This is a genomic window from Cryobacterium sp. TMS1-13-1, from assembly GCF_004403125.1.
In the GTDB taxonomy this organism is placed as follows: Bacteria; Actinomycetota; Actinomycetes; order Actinomycetales; family Microbacteriaceae; genus Cryobacterium; species Cryobacterium levicorallinum.
This window is the reverse complement of the sequence record NZ_SOGX01000010.1, coordinates 196437-214986: the sequence shown is the minus strand read 5'-3', so window position 1 is coordinate 214986 and position 18550 is coordinate 196437. Positions and strand designations below refer to the sequence as shown.

Annotated in this window: 17 protein-coding genes, 4 tRNA genes and 2 pseudogenes; 11 read left to right on the top strand and 12 right to left on the bottom strand. The window is 65.6% G+C overall.

The window, feature by feature from the left end:
- Position 1 precedes the first annotated feature (1 nt).
- Positions 2-1072, top strand: coding sequence for an Ig-like domain-containing protein (locus E3T31_RS10330; RefSeq protein WP_134468647.1), 1071 nt, complete (start codon positions 2-4; stop codon positions 1070-1072).
- A gap of 105 nt (positions 1073-1177) precedes the next feature.
- On the opposite strand, the gene E3T31_RS10325 is transcribed toward E3T31_RS10330, so the two are convergent.
- The 4 genes from E3T31_RS10325 to E3T31_RS10310 all read right to left on the bottom strand — a co-directional run bounded on the left by E3T31_RS10325 (position 1178) and on the right by E3T31_RS10310 (position 1857).
- The gene (locus tag E3T31_RS10325; protein ID WP_092449125.1) at positions 1178-1372 is read right to left on the bottom strand and encodes a DUF1918 domain-containing protein; all 195 of its coding nucleotides are present in this window, start codon (positions 1370-1372) and stop codon (positions 1178-1180) included.
- Between the two features lie 150 nt (positions 1373-1522).
- Positions 1523-1594: transfer RNA gene (locus E3T31_RS10320), tRNA-Val, on the bottom strand.
- Positions 1595-1654: 60 nt separating this feature from the next.
- A tRNA-Cys gene (locus E3T31_RS10315) sits at positions 1655-1725 on the bottom strand.
- A gap of 60 nt (positions 1726-1785) precedes the next feature.
- Positions 1786-1857 (bottom strand) — tRNA-Gly (locus E3T31_RS10310).
- Between the two features lie 359 nt (positions 1858-2216).
- On the opposite strand from E3T31_RS10310, the gene E3T31_RS10305 reads away from it, so the two are divergent.
- Positions 2217-2292, top strand: a tRNA-Val gene (locus E3T31_RS10305).
- Positions 2293-2403: 111 nt separating this feature from the next.
- On the opposite strand, the pseudogene E3T31_RS18710 reads toward E3T31_RS10305, so the two are convergent.
- Positions 2404-2574: pseudogene (locus tag E3T31_RS18710) on the bottom strand (three-helix bundle dimerization domain-containing protein); the annotation flags it as partial.
- Between the two features lie 137 nt (positions 2575-2711).
- Here E3T31_RS18710 and E3T31_RS10300 point away from each other — a divergent pair.
- The gene (locus tag E3T31_RS10300) at positions 2712-3425 is read left to right on the top strand and encodes a M50 family metallopeptidase (RefSeq protein ID WP_134468646.1); all 714 of its coding nucleotides are present in this window, start codon (positions 2712-2714) and stop codon (positions 3423-3425) included.
- A gap of 36 nt (positions 3426-3461) precedes the next feature.
- A complete protein-coding gene (locus E3T31_RS10295; protein ID WP_134468645.1) occupies positions 3462-4115 on the top strand; it encodes an SDR family oxidoreductase in 654 nt (217 codons plus the stop codon).
- Between the two features lie 13 nt (positions 4116-4128).
- On the opposite strand, the gene E3T31_RS10290 is transcribed toward E3T31_RS10295, so the two are convergent.
- Both E3T31_RS10290 and E3T31_RS10285 read right to left on the bottom strand, forming a co-directional pair.
- A complete protein-coding gene (locus E3T31_RS10290) occupies positions 4129-4698 on the bottom strand; it encodes a hypothetical protein (RefSeq protein ID WP_134468644.1) in 570 nt (189 codons plus the stop codon).
- Between the two features lie 68 nt (positions 4699-4766).
- Positions 4767-5498, bottom strand: a complete 732-nt coding sequence (locus E3T31_RS10285) for a YqjF family protein (RefSeq protein ID WP_134468643.1) — start codon at positions 5496-5498, stop codon at positions 4767-4769.
- A 192-nt stretch (positions 5499-5690) separates the two neighbouring features.
- Here E3T31_RS10285 and E3T31_RS10280 point away from each other — a divergent pair, with 192 nt between their 5' ends.
- Complete coding sequence (locus tag E3T31_RS10280; protein WP_134468642.1) at positions 5691-6872, top strand: MarP family serine protease; 1182 nt, start codon at positions 5691-5693, stop codon at positions 6870-6872.
- 186 nt (positions 6873-7058) lie between these two features.
- Here E3T31_RS10280 and E3T31_RS10275 read toward each other — a convergent pair whose 3' ends face one another.
- Both E3T31_RS10275 and zapE read right to left on the bottom strand, forming a co-directional pair.
- Positions 7059-8279, bottom strand: coding sequence for an ammonium transporter (locus E3T31_RS10275; protein ID WP_134468641.1), 1221 nt, complete (start codon positions 8277-8279; stop codon positions 7059-7061).
- Positions 8280-8456: 177 nt separating this feature from the next.
- A complete protein-coding gene (gene zapE, locus E3T31_RS10270) occupies positions 8457-9509 on the bottom strand; it encodes a cell division protein ZapE (protein ID WP_104135025.1) in 1053 nt (350 codons plus the stop codon).
- A 159-nt stretch (positions 9510-9668) separates the two neighbouring features.
- On the opposite strand from zapE, the gene E3T31_RS10265 reads away from it, so the two are divergent.
- Both E3T31_RS10265 and E3T31_RS10260 read left to right on the top strand, forming a co-directional pair.
- Positions 9669-10580: a sulfurtransferase gene (locus E3T31_RS10265; protein ID WP_134468640.1), complete on the top strand. Its 912-nt coding sequence runs from the start codon at positions 9669-9671 to the stop codon at positions 10578-10580.
- Positions 10577-11005 (top strand): SufE family protein, encoded by a 429-nt coding sequence (locus E3T31_RS10260; protein ID WP_134468639.1) that lies wholly within the window; start codon positions 10577-10579, stop codon positions 11003-11005. Before E3T31_RS10265 ends, E3T31_RS10260 begins: the two co-directional genes overlap by 4 nt.
- 12 nt (positions 11006-11017) lie before the next feature.
- On the opposite strand, the gene E3T31_RS10255 is transcribed toward E3T31_RS10260, so the two are convergent.
- The gene (locus E3T31_RS10255; protein WP_241977824.1) at positions 11018-12235 is read right to left on the bottom strand and encodes a S9 family peptidase; all 1218 of its coding nucleotides are present in this window, start codon (positions 12233-12235) and stop codon (positions 11018-11020) included.
- A 115-nt stretch (positions 12236-12350) separates the two neighbouring features.
- Between E3T31_RS10255 and E3T31_RS10250 the strand changes: the two genes are divergently transcribed.
- From E3T31_RS10250 to E3T31_RS10235, 4 genes are all read left to right on the top strand, one after another.
- Positions 12351-12890 (top strand): DUF3000 domain-containing protein, encoded by a 540-nt coding sequence (locus tag E3T31_RS10250; protein ID WP_092449193.1) that lies wholly within the window; start codon positions 12351-12353, stop codon positions 12888-12890.
- Positions 12891-12909: 19 nt separating this feature from the next.
- On the top strand, positions 12910-14106 hold the full coding sequence (locus E3T31_RS10245; protein ID WP_134469234.1) for an HRDC domain-containing protein: 1197 nt from the start codon (positions 12910-12912) through the stop codon (positions 14104-14106).
- Between the two features lie 98 nt (positions 14107-14204).
- Positions 14205-15410 carry a thiolase family protein gene (locus tag E3T31_RS10240; protein WP_134468638.1) on the top strand — a complete coding sequence of 402 codons (1206 nt, stop codon included), beginning with the start codon at positions 14205-14207 and terminating at the stop codon, positions 15408-15410.
- Positions 15407-17572 carry a 3-hydroxyacyl-CoA dehydrogenase NAD-binding domain-containing protein gene (locus tag E3T31_RS10235; RefSeq protein WP_134468637.1) on the top strand — a complete coding sequence of 722 codons (2166 nt, stop codon included), beginning with the start codon at positions 15407-15409 and terminating at the stop codon, positions 17570-17572. Before E3T31_RS10240 ends, E3T31_RS10235 begins: the two co-directional genes overlap by 4 nt.
- Positions 17573-17701: 129 nt before the next feature.
- Here the strand turns inward: E3T31_RS10235 and E3T31_RS18335 are convergent, their stop codons facing one another.
- Positions 17702-17824 (bottom strand): hypothetical protein, encoded by a 123-nt coding sequence (locus E3T31_RS18335; protein ID WP_241977934.1) that lies wholly within the window; start codon positions 17822-17824, stop codon positions 17702-17704.
- Between the two features lie 6 nt (positions 17825-17830).
- A pseudogene (locus tag E3T31_RS10230) lies at positions 17831-18479 on the bottom strand (ISAzo13 family transposase); the annotation flags it as partial.
- Between the last annotated feature and the right edge of the window lie 71 nt (positions 18480-18550).

Below are 18550 nucleotides of genomic sequence, written 5' to 3'. Positions count from 1 at the left end.
CATGACACTTTTACCGCACCCAACCCCATCCGCCCGCAGCGACGCGAAGCGTTCCTGGCGCCTGCCCGCACTGGTGATTGCGTCCGTGCTCGGTGCCCTGATCGTCGCACCCGCCGCATCGGCAGCAACGGCAGCAACGGATGCCCCGGCCCTTTCCCCGGGGCGGGGCACGGTCAGCATTGAGGCCGGCACCTTTGACTTCTACTTTGCCGGCCAGGCGGCATCCGTTTACGGCGAGATCTCGGCCGTTGCCCCCGCCACCGCCGTTCCGACGGGAAGTGTGCGCGTCGTGTCGCTTGAGCCCGGCAACCGCACCGAGACACCCGCGCTCCTGCCGAGCGACACGGCCAGCATCTTCTTCTCCGATGCCTACCCCAGCAAGGCCGGTACGCGCCAGTTTCGAGTGGACTATCTCGGGGATAGAAACTTTTCCCCGGCATCGAAAACCTTTAACTACTTTGTGCCGACCGGACCCGACACCAAAACGACCCTGACCGCGACGCCGTCCGGCACCATCACGGCCGGCCAGCGCATCACCTTCACCGCAGACGTCACGGACAGTCAGGGCCGCGCCCTGGACGGTGATCGTTCCAGCGAAGAGATCACCTTCTTCGACAATGGCCGACCGCTGGTCGGCGACCAGGTATTCGGCGAGTGGCATTCGACGATCACGACGACGAGGTTGTCCGTGGGGGTGCACCGCATCACGGCGGAGAGTTTCGCCGTCTTCTACAACCCATCGACCTCACCAACAGTGGTTGTCACGGTCGTGGCGAAGCCGGCCAGGGTAAGTCGAACGCTGACCGTCATGCCCCGGGGTGATGTGCACGTGGGAACGCCCGTCACGGCGACCGCCAAATTCACCTCCGCGGCCGGAACGGTGACCGGGTTCGTACCGTTCTATGACGTGACGACGAGGGTCGGCCAGCCGGTAGCGCTTTCGAAGGGTTCAGCCACGTTCACGTCCACGTCATTGAAGGTGGGCACGCACGCGCTCGTGGCCCGCTATCTGGGTACGACGAAGCACGCTCCGGCGTTGACCCTGCCGCGATTGGTGCGGGTTATTCGGTAAGGGGGAGGGGTGAGAGTTCAGCGTTGCTGAACTCTCACCCCTCCCGGCGACCTGGGCGCGGCATCCGCTTGCGCGGGTTGGCCGACGCCCAAATCAGGCGCTGACCTAAACCGATTCCGACGAACGTTCGATCACGAAGTCGGCACCGGGATACACGATGCTCTCGTGCCGGTCGTCGAACAACACGAGGTACGGCGGCCCGCCGTCGATCCCGCGAACCTCGAGTATCTCGCCGCGACGGTCCGGCCGTTCCACCGTTTTGCCGCGAATGACAATCCGATCTCCCTCTGTGGCGCGCATTGCACTCACCTCCTGCGCGCAAAACTACGCGGGCAATGGATGCTGCACAAGGGCACACCAGCCGGCGTGTTGCCCAGATCTTGCCCGCCCCGGTTTGGGTACAAAAAAACCCCGGCTGGCCGGGGCTTTCGTGTTTCTTCAAACACTGTGTGGGCGATACTGGGATCGAACCAGTGACCTCTTCCGTGTCAGGGAAGCGCGCTACCGCTGCGCCAATCGCCCAAGATTCTGGGAAGTACGGTGTCTCTGCAATACAGTTCTCGGCGAGTGCACCAGGAATTGAGGTGGATACGGGATTCGAACCCGTGTTAACGGCTTTGCAGGCCGCTGCCTCGCCTCTCGGCCAATCCACCAGTTGGGTTCATACCAAACGAATTGGAACCGCACCCGAAGGTGCGATTCCAGTTCATTCGAGCGGATGACGAGATTCGAACTCGCGACCCTCACCTTGGCAAGGTGATGCGCTACCACTGCGCCACATCCGCAACTGTTCGCATTTCTGCGTACTCAGAGACTCTAGCTGAATAGCCAGACGGAAACCAAACCGAGGCTTTTACGGCGTGTTGCGCCGGGTGGTGTGGGTGGGGTGCGGGCGGCGCGGGAGTTGCGCCAAGAGTAAGAGCCCTGGCCACAACACCCGCGCAACACGCTGCGCTGGACCTGCGACAGTTCCGCCGCCTCCCGCGAAGCGGCGAAGCTCCCGCGCAACGTGGCTGTGCCGTCGAGCTGGTGCGGGGGTGGCCCGCGCCACACCCGCGTGCGGCGTCGATGTGCGGCGACCCGCCAGTCTGGGCTAGTATCAAAAGTCGCACCAGCAACTTTGGTTTGTGGTGTGAGTGCAATTGGGCGATTGGCGCAGCTGGTAGCGCGCTTCCTTCACACGGAAGAGGTCGTGGGTTCAAGTCCCGCATCGCCCACCACGAATACACGAAAAGCCCCGAGAAGTCGGGGCTTTTCGTGGTTAAGTCGCCTGATTCACTCCGTCCTGAGGCAGCGACGTTGTCCACGGCACCCTGGGCGAGGCGGGCCTTCGCAGCGTGCTCGACCAGATAGCAAACGTACTGACGAACCGGCCTGCCGTTCAATTTCACGTATTCGAGTTCAACGACGTGGTCGACTCGCGATCGCGCAACCAGCGAAAACTGCGCCGTCAGCCGCTCGATAATTTCGTGGATATTCTGCCGTTCCGTGCGTTTCTCCATGGCACCGGTGTCCAGCGGCCCATCTCGCGTACGCACCCCCCAGTGCGTGTTCGTCCCAAAGCACGCCGTCGCACGGTGGCATATGCTCGCCGCTCCAGCTATCCAGGGCTGCTCGGTAGACACCTAGTCTGATACGCATGGACCTGCTCCTCGACATCTGGCAGCGCATGACGACTCCGCACGCCGCGCTCGCCCCCCTCACCGCGTGGCTGACCGTGGCGGCAGCCGCGGCGATCGTGTTTTTTCCGCCGGTATGGCGCCTGGCCCGGCACGCCATCACCATCGTGCACGAGGGCGGCCACGGAGTCGTCGCGGTGGTCTGTGGGCGGCGGCTGGGCGGCATCCGCTTGCATTCGGACACCTCAGGACTCACCGTGAGCCGCGGTCGCCCGAGCGGGCCGGGCATGATCTTCACCCTATTGGCCGGTTACCCCGCCCCCGCGCTGCTCGGCCTTGGCGCTGCCTGGCTGCTCGGCCTAGGGTACGACCTGGGATTGCTTTGGGCGCTGCTCGCGGCGCTCGCGCTGCTGCTCGTGCAGATTCGCAACTGGTTCGGGCTCTGGTCGGTCGCCGTCACGGGTGCGATCGTCTTCGGTGTCTCCTGGTTCGGCACGCCGCAGGTACAGGGCGTGTTCGCCCTACTGGTCACGGCATTTCTCCTGCTCGGTGCGCTGCGCACGTCCCTCGAGCTGCAACAGTCCCGGTCGCGCAGGGCCGGGTCATCGTCTGACGCCGACCAGCTGGCTCGGCTCACCCACATTCCGGGGCTGTTCTGGGTGGCCGTCTTTCTCGGCGTCCAACTGGGCTGCGTTACGCTCGCCGCGATACTGCTGGGTTTTCTTCAACCCTGAGCGCTGCCGGCAGCCAATCGTGACAGGCTTAATCACATGACAAATATTGCAATCATCGGCGGGCACGGAAAAGTTGCCCTCCACCTGGCCCGTCTGCTCACGACTGCCGGCCACGAGGTCAGCTCCCTCATCCGCAACCCCGCGCATGCCGCCGACGTTTCGGCGACCGGCGCAACCCCGTTGCAAGCGGATGTCGAGAATCTGTCCACCGATCAGCTCACGACCCTCCTGGCCGGCCACGACGCCATCGTCTGGTCCGCCGGGGCCGGCGGGGGAAGCGCTGAGCGCACCTATGCGGTCGACCGTGATGCGGCCATCCGCTCAATGGTCGCCGCAGCGCAGGCCGGCATCTACCGTTACGTGATGGTCTCCTATAAGGGATCGCGCGCCGACCACGGCGCCTCCCCCGACGACGGCATGTTCGCCTACTACGAGGCCAAGGCGGCAGCCGACGACTACCTGCGAGCAACCTCACTGAACTGGACCATCCTCGGACCGAGCGCGCTGACCCTCGACGCCGCGAGCGGTTCCATCATGGTGGGGTCCGACGGCACGGGCGGCGACACCTCACGCGAGAACGTCGCGCTCGTCGCGGCAGCCGTGCTCGCGAGCGCCAACAGCATCGGCAAGTTCATCGAGTTCACCGACGGCGACGTTCCCGTTGGTGAGGCCATCGCCGCCGTCCACTGACGGCCCTGGGAGATCAGAACCCGAAGTCTCCACCGAAGTCGCCGCCGCCGAAATCTCCTCCAGCGTCTCCACCGGAGTCGCTGCCCGAATCGGCGTTGGTCTCGCTGTTCGCGTCGGCACCGGCATCCGTGCCGCCACCGTCCATCGGCATGAAGGCGCTGACCAGCGCCGATCCGATGACGAAACCGGCGACCGTACCGAGCAGTGATCCGCCGACCATGCTGCCAAAGCCCATGCCGTTCTGGTTTCCGAAGGTCCGGGTGAGCGTGCCCGGCTCGCGGAGCTCGGCCCGGGTCGCCGCCTGGGCCAGGTGGGCCGGTTCGGCATCCGCTGGACGCTCACTCGGTTCGAGGTTCTCGGTGAGCTGGCGAAAGAGAATATCGCGCTGTTCCTCAGTCAATTTGGAGAACGCCTCGGTGTGCACCTTCTCGATGGTCTCGGGCGGTGCGGTGCGCAGCAGGTACTGGTAGCGCTCGACGGCGATCTCGTCCTCGCTGCGGACCGGAGCGCTGTTCGACCGCACTGGCCGATCGTCGGTGGGTGCCTGCTCCTTGCGGCCGAGCAGAAAATCAAGAAATCCCATGGTGTACTCCTTCAGTGTCGTGGTCGATCAGAACATTTTTTCAGAACTTTCTGAGTACGCACACCCGGTCAGTCGCCCCGTCCGAACCAGGTCGTCACGCCGGGCGAGTAGAGCACAGAGTCGGGAGCGCGATCGGCCAGACCGGGGAAACCGGCTGCGGCCAGCAGGCTGTCGTCGATACTCAGGAGCTCAGCACGGTATAACGGCCACGGCTCATGATGGTTGCGCAGGTGCACGATGCGACCACGGATGCTTGTGAACAGGGCCCAGCGCGCGGTCAAAAAATCGGCCAACGGGTCATCCAGCACGGCGACTGAACCCGGCCGAGCCACCACCTCGGTGTGCGCGGTCCGGTCGCGGTGGCGCGTCGCGGTGTACCGGTACTGTCCGGAATCAACCGAGAGCCGCGTGCGCGACCAGATGTAGGGCAGCGAGAACAGCGCACGCGCAGCGAACACGGCAGCGAGGCGGCTGGCCTCCAGCGATACGAACACCACGCCGCGACGCCCCCGGGAGTCAACGGCGTAGAGGCGCACGTTTACCTCGACGAAGGTGCCGAAGTACGGAATCGGCGGGCTCCCGAGAACGGTCGCGCGATCGAGGACGAACGGGATCAGGCCCACCCAGCTCGATCCGTCATGCTCATCGGGAACCAGGCCGCTGGGCAGGAGCGGCGCGATCAGCGCAGCATCCACTCGCCAGTGCAGAAACACCAGGTGCGACCAGCGCTGGCTGGCCACGGCCCGCCCGGCCAGGGGCGGTGCGATCGTGGAGATGGGCAAGGACTCTGCTGGAGTCACCGCTGTCCTTTCGGGCCGACGTCGGTAGTCGGTTCACGATACTTCAGTTTGGCGTGCCCCGCGCCTGTTGATCGGCCGGGAAAGCACGCGGGGCGCCGGCTGCGCTCAGCAATCGCGGAGGAGGCCTGTGTAACCATGAACAATACGAGATCGTGACCGAACAACACGTGCAGCATCAACTAGGGGAGACGAATGCCAGGCTCAACCGTGCTCGACCTCTTGCTTATTCTGTTGTTGGTTGTCGCCCTCGTCAACGGCTACCGCAACGGTCTGTTGCGCAGCCTGACCGGCATAATCGGTGCGGTCGCCGGTGGATTCGCCGCCTTCTTCGTGGTACCGCTGGTCGGCGGCTGGATTCCCGCGCCGGAATGGCGCACCCCCGGCACGATCGCCGTGGCCGTTCTGCTCGTACTCATTGGACACTCGGTCGGTGCTTCCGCCGGCAGCATGGTCGGCCGCAAATCAAAGCGTTCCCCGCTCGGCACCATCAACCGCGTACTCGGTGCAGCCTTCGCTGCGGTCGCCTCGGCGCTCGTGGCGTCGATGGTCGCGTTTAGCATCGGCGCCCTGGGCATCCCATTCCTCTCCCCCGCCATCGCTGAATCTACCGTGGTGTCCCGCATCGACTCGGCGACCCCTGACCGGGTCAAGGCCCTCCTCGCGCAACTTCGCTCCGTTGCGGTGTCCCAGGGTCTGCCGCGCATCGTCGACGCCTTCACCGGCCCGACACCGGATGCTGCCCAGGCCGACACCAGCAGCCCGGCCCTGGCCGTGGCCGCGCAGTCCGTCGTACGCATCACCGGAACGGCCTACGCCTGTGGCCAGAGCCAGTCGGGCAGCGGATTCGTGGTGTCCGACGGCCGCGTCATCACCAACGCCCACGTCGTGGCCGGGGTGAACCAGCCCGTGATTGAGACGCCGTCCGGTGAGGCTTTGGCCGGGGAAATCGTCTACTTCGACCCGGTCGATGACCTCGCCGTCATTTCGGTGCCTGGACTCGGCGCAGCCCCACTCACTGTCGGCGCCGATCTTTCCGCGGGCAGTGGCGCGGTCGCCGACGGGTACCCCTTCGGCGGACCGTACGTCTCCGATCCGGCCCAGGTTATCTCGCTCGGCACCATCAGCGTCGCTGACATCTACGGCCAGGACCCGACGCCGCGCCAGGTGTACACCGTGGCGTCCGACGTGCAGCAGGGCGAGTCGGGCGGTCCGCTGCTGAGCGAGTCCGGCCTCGTCGTTGGCGTCATCTTTGCCAAGGCGTCCAACACCGACAATGTCGGCTACGCGCTCGCGCTCGATGAGGTTCAGCCGGTCATCAACGAGGCACCGGGCCGGAACGCCCCGGTCTCGTCCGGCACCTGCGTTCGCGGCTGAGTCAGCGGCATCTGCTCACCCGCAGTTGCGGCAGACCCGCGGCATCCGTTCACCGGCAGTCGCCGGTGAGCCCGCGGCATCCGCTCACCGGCGGCACCGTGGGCGGGTACGCAGAAAGGCGGTACCGAAGCGGATGATCCCGCTTCCGTACCGCCCGTTACCCGACTAGTCGGGACTGTTCAGAGCCTAGACACGCTCGAGGGCGTAGCCCTCTTCGCCGTGCACGCTGGTGTCGATTCCGGCCAGTTCGTCTTCGTTCTTGATGCGGAAACCGATGGTCTTCTCGATCGCGAAACCGAGTAGGTACGCGATGACGAAGGAGTAGACGAGGACCGAGAAGGCCGCGATAGCCTGCACGGCGAGCTGACCGAGGTCGCCACCGGTGAACAGGCCAGTACCGATGGCGAAGAAGCCGAGGTACAGGGTACCGATGATGCCGCCGACGAGGTGGATGCCGACCACGTCGAGCGAGTCGTCGAAGCCGAGCTTGAACTTGAGTTCGACGGCGAGGGCGCAGACGGCACCGGCGACGGCACCCAGCAGCAGTGCCCAGCCGGGCTCGAGGTTGGCGCAGGCCGGGGTGATGGCGACAAGTCCGGCAACGGCACCGGATGCTGCACCGACCGAGGTGGCCTTGCCGTCCTTAAACTTCTCGACCAGCATCCAGGCGAGGATGGCCGCTGCGGTGGCACCGAGGGTGTTGACGACGATGATGCCGACGTTGGCGAGGCCGTTGAGCCATTCGGCGCCGGCGTTGAAGCCGAACCAGCCGAACCAGAGAATGGAGGCACCGATGAGCACGAGCGGCACGTTGTGCGGCTTGGTGATGCCCTTCTGAAAGCCGACCCGCTTGCCGAGAACCAGCGCGAGGGCGAGAGCAGCTGCACCGGCGTTGATGTGCACCGCGGTGCCGCCGGCGTAGTCGATGACGCCCGGGAGGCTCAGCGTCTCACCCAGTTTCATGATCCAGCCACCGCCCCAGACCCAGGCCGCGACCGGGAAGTAGACGAGGGTCGCCCAGACGCCGGCGAAGATCATCCAGGACCCGAACTTGGCCCGGTCGGCGACCGCGCCACTGATCAGGGCAACGGTGATGATGGCGAAGGTGGCACCGTAGGTGGCACCGAGCAGATCGATGCTGCCGGTCTCGCCCATGGCGAGCTGGCCCAGGCCGAAGTCCGAGAACGGGTTTCCGGCGAATTGAGTGGGGCTGCCGACAGCGCTCATGTTGAAGCCATAGAGAATCCAGAGGACGCTGATGAGACCCAGTGCGCCGAAGCTCATCATCATCATGCTGATGACGCTCTTCGCCTTGACCAGGCCGCCGTAGAAGAAGGCGACACCCGGTGTCATAAACAACACCAGTGCGGTGGCTGTCAGCCCCCATGCAATGCTTCCGGTATCCATAGATTGTCCTCACGCGTTTCGAATGTGCAGGGTGTAACGCGAAGTGAGCCACCTCGGATACGAGTCAAGTATCTGAGGTGGCTGTTACAACAAACGTTCCGAGGTGTTTCGTGCCGGTTACGAGCCTGAGTGAATTGTTAACGCCACGTTTCGTACGTCGTGCGCGGTGAATGTGCGCTAATCGGTGTGCGGCGGTAGCTCACCGGTGGTGAGGGCGACCATACGCGACTGGGAGCGCTGGTATTTCTTGCGGTAGCCGCCCGCCATCATTTCGTCGTCGAACACCTCGTTGAGTGGGCGCCCGCTCGCGACGATGGGAATTTCAGCGTCGTAGACGCGGTCGATGAAGGCCACGAGGCGAAGGGCATCCGTTTGATCGGTCAGCAGGTATACCCCGCGGATGGCGATGACCTCGACGTCGCGAATGACCTTGACGTACTTGGAGGGATGCACGGTGCCGAGGTGGCGCATGAGGGCACCGAAGTCGTCTTCGGTTACCTTCGAACCGCGCTGAAGGAGGGTATTCACCAGGTGTTCGCGGGCTTCGGGTTCGACGGAGACGGCCTGGCCGGACACGTTGCGACGACGGTAGTCGAGCCCGTCGATGCGCAGGGTCTCGAAGTTGGCGCTCATCGCGGAAATCTCCCGCAGAAAGTCCTGCGCGGCAAACCGGCCCTCGCCGAGCGAGTTCGGCGGGGTGTTCGACGTCGCGGCTACCCGGGTGCCGGTGGCGACGAGTTCGCCCAGCAACCGGGTCATCACCATGGTGTCGCCCGGATCGTCGAGTTCGAACTCGTCGATGCAGATGAGCTTCGCGCTGCGCAGCTCCTTGATGGTTTCCTGGTAGCCGAGCGCACCGACCAGCGCGGTGTATTCGATGAAGGTACCGAAATACTTGGGGCCGGTCGCCGCATGCCAGAGCGCTGCCAGCAGGTGGGTCTTGCCGACGCCGAAACCGCCGTCGAGGTAGATGCCGGGCAGGTCGTCCTTGGCCTGACGACGGCGGGAGAAGAACCCGGCCGGCCGGGGGTTAACGAATTCGATGAGTTTCTCGACCGCGGTCATCTGGGACGGATAGTCATGATCGGGGCGGTAGTTCTCAAACGAGGCGTGTTCAAACTGGGGAGGCGGCACCAGCTCGGCCACGATTTCGCGACCGGTGATCGTCGGCGTGCGGTCGGCGAGTTGCGGAACCGTGTGCTGTGCCTTTTCGTGGGCCTCTGGTGCCATGCTGAAACGCCCGTTCTCGTTCTTCGTTCTGCGAAATGCGCGGTGTAACCAAAATGCGCAGTGTGCCGGCACCGCGTAGGTTTAACTGGTGGGCATCGATAAGCCTAATCCGCGGTCAACCCGACTTGCGAATGCATCCGCTGCCCACCTGGAGGTTACATGTCTGCCCCGTTCGACACGACCGAGAAATTCGCCGCCTACGCGCACCCCTCGAAACTGGTTTCCACGCAGTGGCTGGCCCAACACCGGGGCGATGCCGGTCTCGTGGTGGTCGAGTCCGACGAAGACGTGCTGCTCTACGAAGTCGGCCACATTAGCGGCTCGGTCAAGATCGACTGGCACACCGACCTCAACGACAAGGTCAACCGCGACTACATCGACGGCGCCGCCTTTGCCGCCCTGCTGTCGAGCAAGGGCATCGCCCGCGACAGCACCGTCGTCATCTACGGGGACAAGAGCAACTGGTGGGCCGCCTACGCCCTCTGGGTCTTCACCCTGTTCGGACACGACGACGTGCGCCTGCTCGACGGTGGCCGCGAGAAATGGCTCGCCGAGGAACGCGAGATGACCACGGACGCCTCGAACGTTACCCCCACCGACTACCCCGTCGTCGAACGCGACGACGCTCCCATTCGGGCGTTCAAAGACGACGTACTCGGCCACTTCGGACAGCCGCTGATCGACGTGCGCTCCCCCGAGGAATACAGCGGAGCCCGCACGACGATGCCCGCCTACCCGGAAGAGGGTGCCCTGCGCGGCGGCCACATTCCCTCGGCCGCCTCGGTGCCGTGGGCTCGCGCCGCAGACACCGACTCGACCTTTCGCTCGCGCAGCGAACTCGACGCGATCTATCGGGATGAGGCCGGACTGACCGATGGCGACGACGTGATCGCCTATTGCCGCATCGGCGAACGCTCCAGCCACACCTGGTTTGTGCTGACCCACCTGCTCGGTTTCGAGAATGTGCGCAATTACGACGGATCCTGGACCGAGTGGGGCAACGCCGTCGCCGTGCCGATCGCCGTCGGCACCGAGCCGGGCGCCGCCCCGGCTCCGGCACCTCGCCGATGACTGCGGACCTGCTGGCCGAGATTCGGGAGGATTTCCTCGCCCTCGAGCAGAAGGACCGACTGCTGTTGCTGCTCGAGTTCGCCAACGAACTACCGGAACTTCCGCAGAAGTTTCAAGATCACCCCGACCTGCTCGAACGCGTCGTCGAATGCCAGTCGCCGGTCTTCATCTTCGTTGACGTGGATGCCGATGGCTTGTTCCACCTGCACGCGACGGCTCCCCGCGAGTCACCCACCACCCGCGGTTTCGCGTCGATCCTCGCGCAGGGTCTCGACGGCCTGAGCGTGGAGCAGGTGCTGGCCGTTCCCGATGACTACCCGCAGTCGATCGGACTCAGTGAGGCCGTCTCACCGCTGCGCCTGCGCGGTATGAGCGCGATGCTCGGCCGGGCCAAGCGTCAATTGCGGGAGCGTGTAGCTGCGTGACGCTCGGCGCGGTTAACGCTGCGTTAACCGCGCCAGCCAGCCGGCGATTTCGGCGTCCCAACGGCCGGGGTCGTAGTTCCACAATTTGGTGTGGCGCGCCTCGGTGAACGCCACGAAGGTCACCGAGTCGGGCCGCCGGTCGGCGAGGCGGCGCGACCCGGTGACCGGAACGAAACCGTCATCGTCGCTGTGCAGCAGCAGAATGGGCCGGTGCAGGTCACGGGCGCGCGCCACGAAGTCGAGCCGCCCGAAGTCGATCGGCGCTCCGAGTCCGGTCAGCCGTTGTCCCTGCCGTGACCCCATCAGCGCGACTGCTCCGCGGGCGATCTGCCTCGGCAGCCGGCGACCGATGGCTTGTGCGGCCACGACGTCGGCCCAGTCGATCACAGGAGATTCCAGCACCACCCCGACGATCAGCGGCGCCCGCGCGCTGCGGGTGAGGGCCTGCAGGCAGATCGCTCCCCCCATCGACCAGCCCATCAGCACGGCGCTGGTCGCTCCCTGGTCAGCGGCAAAGCTCATGGCCGCATCGACGTCGGCCCACTCCGTGTCGCCCAGCCCGTAGCGCCTGTCGGGGCTGGCCGGGGCGTCCCCGTCGTTGCGGTAGGAGACGAGCAGCGACGTGTAGCCGGCCGCCCGAAACACGGGCACCGCCCGCAGCGCCTCCTCCCGGCGTACCGCCCGGCCGTGCACCTGGATCACCCAGCGACCACCCGCAGCTGCGGCATCCGCTGGAATCAGCCAGGCGGGGGCCGGGCCAAGCGCGGTCGGGACGGCGACGCTGTGCCAGGGGAAGCCGAGATCGTCGGGACCGGTGTAGAGCCAGCCGCTGAACCGGCCGCGCCGGGCGGCCTGGAGGTCGCCGTAGTCCACAGCGAGGATACGCCGGGTGACGGTGGCGGCCGTTCGATCGGTGATCGCGCCGACCCGGGCGTGGCCGGTGTCGTTGCTAAAGAAAAAGCTGTAGTCGCCCGGGAGTACCGAATCACGGTGCCGTTGCAGGGTGATCAGGCCGCGCCCGAGGTCGACCGCGAACACCCGCGTGTCATCCGCGCGTTTGGCCGGGGGTGTGACGATGGTTTTGGCCATGACCGCGGCGAGAATGGCGCTGGTGGCGAGACCGACGACGGCCGCACCGGCGATGGCCAGGCCCGTGACGGCCAGGATCGGCCCCAGAACCGACCGCTGCGCAGCGTCTGCGCGCCTGTTTGGGGGCTGTGCCTCGTTCACCCGCACCTCCAACTGGTCGGCGTGCCTCACGGACAACACCCAGAAAAAACTCTAGTCTGCAGACGTGCCCGAAACAGATCAATCGCTGCCCGTGGAGTTTGCCGCGGCTTTGTCAATGATTCGTCGCGCCACGAGTCGGGCCGAATTAGTCGTCACCGAGATTTCCGCGCCGGCCCAGCTTGCGCCGTATTCCTTCGCCCTGGCGGCCAATATCACGCCGATGCGACCCGGCAAAGACTCCGAGCTCGGAACCGGCCGATTTATTCTGCTGTACGATCCAGATGAGCCCGAGGGATGGAACGGTGCTTTTCGCGTCGTATGCTTTGCGCAGGCACCGCTCGAGGTAGAAATCGGACTTGATCCCTTTCTGGCCGAGGTCACCTGGGCCTGGCTGGTCGACGCCCTGAACTCCCGCAAGGCCAAGTACACCGCGGCGTCGGGAACGGCGACTAAAATAATCTCGTCAGGCTTTGGCGAACTCGCCAAACAGGGAGATGGCGCGCAGATTGAGCTGCGCGCGTCGTGGACACCCCTGGATCACAATCTCACCGCCCACGTCGAGGGGTGGGGCGAGCTGCTCTGCATGCTCGCCGGACTCCCTCCCGCTGGGGAAGGAGTCAGCATGTTGTCAGCACGCCGAGCAGCCCGTGGCTGAATCGCAATCCAACCAGACCATCGCTCTGCACCGGGTCGTGGATACCCGCGAGGCCTACCTCGCCGCCACGGCCGCCCTGGCGGCCGGGAACGGGCCGGTCGGGGTCGACGCGGAGCGGGCATCCGGTTTCACCTACTCGCAACGCGCCTATCTGATTCAGATTTACCGTCGCGGCGCCGGAACGTTTCTGTTCGACCCGCCGCCGATCGGCGATTTCAGCGAGCTGAACGAGGCCCTCGCCGACACGGAGTGGATTCTGCACGCCGCCAGCCAGGACCTCGCCTGCCTGCGTGAGGTCGGGCTTGACCCGGCACGCATCTTTGACACCGAGCTCGCTGCCCGGCTGCTCGGTATCCCCCGCGTCGGCCTGGGCACCGTGGTGGAGGAGCTCCTGGGCATCCACCTGGCCAAGGAACACTCCGCCGCGAACTGGTCAACCCGGCCACTGCCGGAATCGTGGCTGGTCTACGCCGCCCTCGACGTGGAGCTCCTGCCCGACCTGCGCGACCGCATGGTCGATCTGTTGGTGGAATCCGACAAGACCGACATCGCCGACCAGGAATTCGCCGCCACCCTGGCCAAGGAGGCGAAGGCCGCCCGCGTCGACCCGTGGCGCCGACTGTCCGGCCTGCACTCGCTGCGTGGCCAGCGCAACCTCGCCGTCGCCCGGGAACTCTGGCTGGCCCGCGACGAGTTCGCCCGCGACGTGGATGTCTCCCCCGGCCGTCTGGTTCCCGACGCCTCCCTGCTCGCCGCGGCACGGGTGCTTCCCGCGACCCGCCAGGCGTTGTCCGACCTGCGCGAGTTCAACGGGCGGTCGAGTCGCAACGAACTCGACCGGTGGTGGGCCGCCATTCAGCGTGGCCGCGTCACCACCGAGTTGCCGCCGCTCAAGGCGAGCAACGACACCCTCCCGCCACCACGCGCCTGGGCCGACCGCAACCCCGAGGCGGACGTGCGCTACAAGGCGGCGAGGACTGCGCTACAGACCGTCAGCGACGAGTTGGCGATTCCCCTGGAGAACCTGCTGACCCCGGACTTTCTGCGCCGGGTGGCGTGGACGCCGCCGGAGCCGCTGGATGCGGTATCCGTCGGAGAAGTGCTGACCCAGTTGGGGGCGCGACGCTGGCAAGTTGACGTGACTGCACAATTAATAGCGGATGCTTTTGTAGCAGTTCCACAAGTTGCCGATCCCGTGTCGGATCTGGAGTCGTAGGATCCGGCAAACGATTCGGGTGGGAAATTTCACCACCCTAGGATCGAAACGACCTGACAGGTCGATTCGAATCTGATCCAACACGTACTGGAGGCATTGTGGCCGAGAGAGCAGAAGTCGTCTTTGTGGACGGGGTTCGCACCCCGTTCGGACGCGCCGGCGAAAAGGGCATGTACTGGAATACCAGAGCCGATGACCTCGTGGTCAAGGCGATCATCGGGTTGATGGAACGTAACCCGGGGGTACCCCCGGAGCGTATCGACGACGTCGCGATCGCTGCCACAACGCAGACCGGCGACCAGGGCCTGACCCTCGGTCGCACGGCTGCGCTGCTGGCCGGGCTGCCGAAATCGGTGCCCGGATTCGCGATCGACCGAATGTGCGCCGGGGCGATGACCGCGGTGACCATGATGGGGTCCTCGATCGGTTTCGGTGCCTACGACCTCGCCATCGCCGGGGGCGTCGAGCACATGGGCCGTCACCCGATGGGGTTCGGGGCCGACCCGAACCCGCGGTTCCTCTCCGAGCGGCTGGTCAGCGAAGACGCCCTCAACATGGGAGCGACCGCCGAACGCATTCACGACCGGTTCCCCGAATACACCAAGGAACGTTCAGACCGGTTCGCGCTGCGCAGCCAGCAGAAGGTCGCCGCGGCCTACGAAGCTGGCACGATTCAGCCCGACCTGATTTCGGTGGCGACCCGCAGCGAATCAGGGTGGGGCCTGGCGACGCGCGACGAAGCGCCGCGCCCGGAGACGACTATGGAGGGACTCGCAGGCCTGCGCACTCCCTTCCGCTCCCACGGACGGGTCACCGCCGGCAACGCCTCCGGGCTCAATGACGGCGCATCCGCCTGCCTGCTGGCCAGCGGCGCCACCGCCAAGGAGCTTGGCCTCGGCGTGAAAATGACCATGACGAGTTTCGCCTTCGCCGGCGTCGAACCGGAGGTCATGGGCCTTGGCCCCGTGCCCTCCACCGAGAAGGCGCTGCGCAAGGCCGGCCTGTCGATCACCGACATCGGCCTGTTCGAGCTCAACGAAGCATTCGCCGTGCAGGTGATCTCGTTCCTCGACCACTTCGGCATCGATGACGAAGATCCGCGCGTGAACGAATACGGCGGAGCGATTGCGCTGGGGCATCCGCTTGCCAGCTCGGGCGTTCGCCTGATGAACCAGCTCGCCCACCAGTTCGAGTCGCACCCGGAGGTGCGCTACGGCCTCACGGCCATGTGCATCGGCCTCGGCCAGGGCGGCACCGTAATTTGGGAAAACCCGCACTTCAACAAGAAGGCAGCCAAACGATGACCGACTACAGTAACCTCGACTTTTCCCCGCTGATCGCGATCTCCGGCGACGAGGTCATCACGCACTCCTTCGTGCGCGACGTACCCCTGAGTGCCGGCCGCACTCTGGCGCTCGTGACCCTGGACAACGGGCGCGACCACACCCGGCCGAACACGCTCGGCCCGGTCACCCTGCTCGAGTTCGCAGCCACCATGGACGAACTGACCGCTCGCGCCGGACGCGGAGAGATTCACGGCGTCGCCGTCACAGGCAAGCCGTTCATTCTCGCCGCCGGCGCTGACCTCAGCAAGGTCGCCGAGATTCCCTCGCTCGAGGCCGGCAAACTGCTCAGCCAGCTCGGCCACCATGCGCTCGGCAAGCTCGACACGCTCGGTGTGCCGTCGTTCGTGTTCATCAACGGACTCGCCCTCGGAGGCGGACTCGAAATCGGCCTGAACGCGACCTACCGCACGGTCGACGCGGCCGTGCCGGCGATCGCGCTCCCCGAGGTCTTTCTCGGCCTGATCCCCGGCTGGGGTGGCTCCTACCTGCTGCCCAACCTGATCGGCATTGAGAATGCCCTGAAGGTCATCATCGAGAACCCGCTCAAGAACAACCGCACCCTCACCGGAGCGGATGCCCTCGCGCTCGGAATCGCGGACGTCATGTTCACGTCGGCGCGGTTCCTCGAAGATTCCATCGCCTGGGCCGACGGGGTGATCGCCGGTACCACGAAGGTGTCGCGTCCAAACGCGCCCGGCAAGATCGAACGCCTTGTCAAGTGGGACGTTGCCATCGGCATCGCCCGCAAGATGCTGGTGAACCGCATCGGTGAGGTCGCGAAGTCCCCCTATGTGGCGCTCGATCTGCTGCAGGCCGCCAAAAGCGGCAGCCGCGCCGAGGGCTTCGAGCGCGAAGATGAGGCCCTGGCCGGTCTCATCGCCGGTGACCAGCTGCAGGCGAGCATCTACGCCTTCAACCTCGTGCAGAAGCGGGCCAAGCGGCCGGCCGGCGCGCCGGACAAGAAGCTCGCCCGCCCCATCACTAAGGTCGGCGTTATCGGCGCCGGCCTGATGGCCAGCCAGTTCGCGCTGCTGTTCGTGCGGCGGCTCAAGGTCCCCGTCGTCATCACCGACCTCGACCAGGCCCGCGTCGACAAGGGTATTGCGTACATTCACGGTGAGATCGCGGCCCTTGAGGCTAAGAATCGCATCTCCTCCGACGAGGCCAACCGGCTGCGCGCGCTCGTCACCGGTACGACCGACAAGTCGTTGTTCTCCGATGCCGATTGGGTGATCGAGGCCGTCTTCGAGGAACTCGGCGTCAAGCAGAACGTGTTCGCTGAGATCGAGAAGTTCGTGTCGCCCGAGGCGATTCTGGCGACGAACACATCATCGCTGTCGGTCGAGCAGATCGGGTCGAAGCTTGCCCATCCGGAGCGCCTGGTCGGCTTCCACTTCTTCAACCCGGTCGCCGTCATGCCGCTGATCGAGGTGGTCAACACCCCGCAGACCGACGAGGTCACCCTCGCCTCCGCCATGGTCATCGCCGGCAAGTTACGCAAGAATGCGGTGATCACCCGGGACACGCCCGGCTTCGTGGTCAACCGCGTACTCGCCAAGCTGCTCGGTGAAGCGATGCACGCCGTCGACACCGGAACCCCGTTCGAGGTCGTGGAGGCCGCCGTGGCGCCGTTCGGGCTGCCGATGAGCCCGTTCGAGCTGCTCGAGCTGGTCGGCCTCACCGTGGGCGCTCACGTGCTCGACACGCACCATGCGGCGTTCCCCGACCGGTTCTTCGAGAGCGACAACCTGCACAAGCTTGCCGAACACGGCAAGATCCTTGAGCGGGACGGTAAGGGCCGCCGTACCGGCTTCGACAAGGGTGCACTGAAGATCGTCGCCGGCGGCAGCACCCCGATGACCGCCGAGCAAATTCTGCAGCGGGTCGAAGACGGTCTGGTCGACGAGATCAAGCGGATGCTGGACGACGACGTGGTGCACGCGGCCGAGGACATCGACCTGTGCATGATCCTCGGCGCCGGCTGGCCATTCCAGATGGGCGGGATCACCCCGTACCTCGACCGGGTCGGCGCGAGCGAGCGGGTCTTCGGCGGCACCTTCCACACCCCGGCGATCCGCGGCATCGGTGCTGCCGTCGGGGCGACATCCGCTCAAATATAGCGAGAACGGGGCCGGGTCATTGACCGGGCCCACCTTATGGCCGCGGGCCCAGTTTATAAGCTGGGCCCGCGGACGGGGCCCGGGCCCCGGCCATGTCCTTAGGGCCTATAAATCAACAACACGCGTAGTTCAGGGTTGATCTACTGGGCTTACGGTGTAGTTCCAGTCGCCGTGGAAGTCGTGCCTGGTGCGGTGTTGGGTTTCCAGGTCTGCCATCTCACGGTCGGTGATCTTGATGCCTTTGGGGTACATCGTGTCGTCGAGTCCGGCGGTGACAGTTAGGCCGGTGCGGGCAGCCATGTCATACACGCCGTAGGGCGTGACCTTGCCGAGTTCCCCCGTGAAGTCGTAGACGTTGGTCGCCACCGCCTCACCAGCCGGCCGGTACTCCCGACCACCGTTGCGGAAGTTGCCGACCAGCTCCTTCTTCTTGCCGTCCACACTGATAACCGGCTGCCCGGCCGCTAGGTGCTCTACGGCCGCGGCGTTGATGTGGGCGAACTGGGCATCCCGGTCCGCATAGTGGCCGCCCTCGATCGTCTTGGCGGTGCCCTGAAGGCTGAAGTTCTCCTCCCGCAGCAGGCCCGCCACGGTCGGGGCCGACACCGGGCGGCCCGCCTGCGTGAGCTCGTCGGCCAGGTGGCGCAGACTCTTCGTCGTCCACCGCAGCGGCGACTCCGGATCGCCACGCGACTCGGGCTCCACCAGCGCCAGCAGCGCCGCCCTCCCCGGATCGGTCCTGGTCACACTCTTGCGACCACCACCGACCCGCCGGGTCCGCCCCAACGGCTCATCACCGGCGTCCAACTCCCGCACGCCACCGGTCACCGTAACCCGGCTCACCCCAGCCGCCCGGGCCACTACCGCGACCCCCGCCATGACCCAGTACCCGAGCCTCAGCGCCCATCAGCAACCGTCGCTGACGCTATTGCCACACCGCCCGGAAGTAGGGTCTTGACTCCCTCATGATCATTTCTA

Bases quoted from the DNA above. Each gene is read 5' to 3' on its own strand.
- E3T31_RS10330 (WP_134468647.1), top strand. From the start codon at position 2: ATGACACTTTTACCGCACCCAACCCCATCCGCCCGCAGCGACGCGAAG.
- E3T31_RS10325 (WP_092449125.1), bottom strand. From the start codon at position 1,372: ATGCGCGCCACAGAGGGAGATCGGATTGTCATTCGCGGCAAAACGGTG.
- E3T31_RS10300 (WP_134468646.1), top strand. From the start codon at position 2,712: ATGGACCTGCTCCTCGACATCTGGCAGCGCATGACGACTCCGCACGCC.
- E3T31_RS10295 (WP_134468645.1), top strand. From the start codon at position 3,462: ATGACAAATATTGCAATCATCGGCGGGCACGGAAAAGTTGCCCTCCAC.
- E3T31_RS10290 (WP_134468644.1), bottom strand. From the start codon at position 4,698: ATGGGATTTCTTGATTTTCTGCTCGGCCGCAAGGAGCAGGCACCCACC.
- E3T31_RS10280 (WP_134468642.1), top strand. From the start codon at position 5,691: ATGCCAGGCTCAACCGTGCTCGACCTCTTGCTTATTCTGTTGTTGGTT.
- E3T31_RS10275 (WP_134468641.1), bottom strand. From the start codon at position 8,279: ATGGATACCGGAAGCATTGCATGGGGGCTGACAGCCACCGCACTGGTG.
- zapE (WP_104135025.1), bottom strand. From the start codon at position 9,509: ATGGCACCAGAGGCCCACGAAAAGGCACAGCACACGGTTCCGCAACTC.
- E3T31_RS10265 (WP_134468640.1), top strand. From the start codon at position 9,669: ATGTCTGCCCCGTTCGACACGACCGAGAAATTCGCCGCCTACGCGCAC.
- E3T31_RS10260 (WP_134468639.1), top strand. From the start codon at position 10,577: ATGACTGCGGACCTGCTGGCCGAGATTCGGGAGGATTTCCTCGCCCTC.
- E3T31_RS10250 (WP_092449193.1), top strand. From the start codon at position 12,351: ATGATTCGTCGCGCCACGAGTCGGGCCGAATTAGTCGTCACCGAGATT.
- E3T31_RS10235 (WP_134468637.1), top strand. From the start codon at position 15,407: ATGACCGACTACAGTAACCTCGACTTTTCCCCGCTGATCGCGATCTCC.
- E3T31_RS18335 (WP_241977934.1), bottom strand. From the start codon at position 17,824: ATGTACCCCAAAGGCATCAAGATCACCGACCGTGAGATGGCAGACCTG.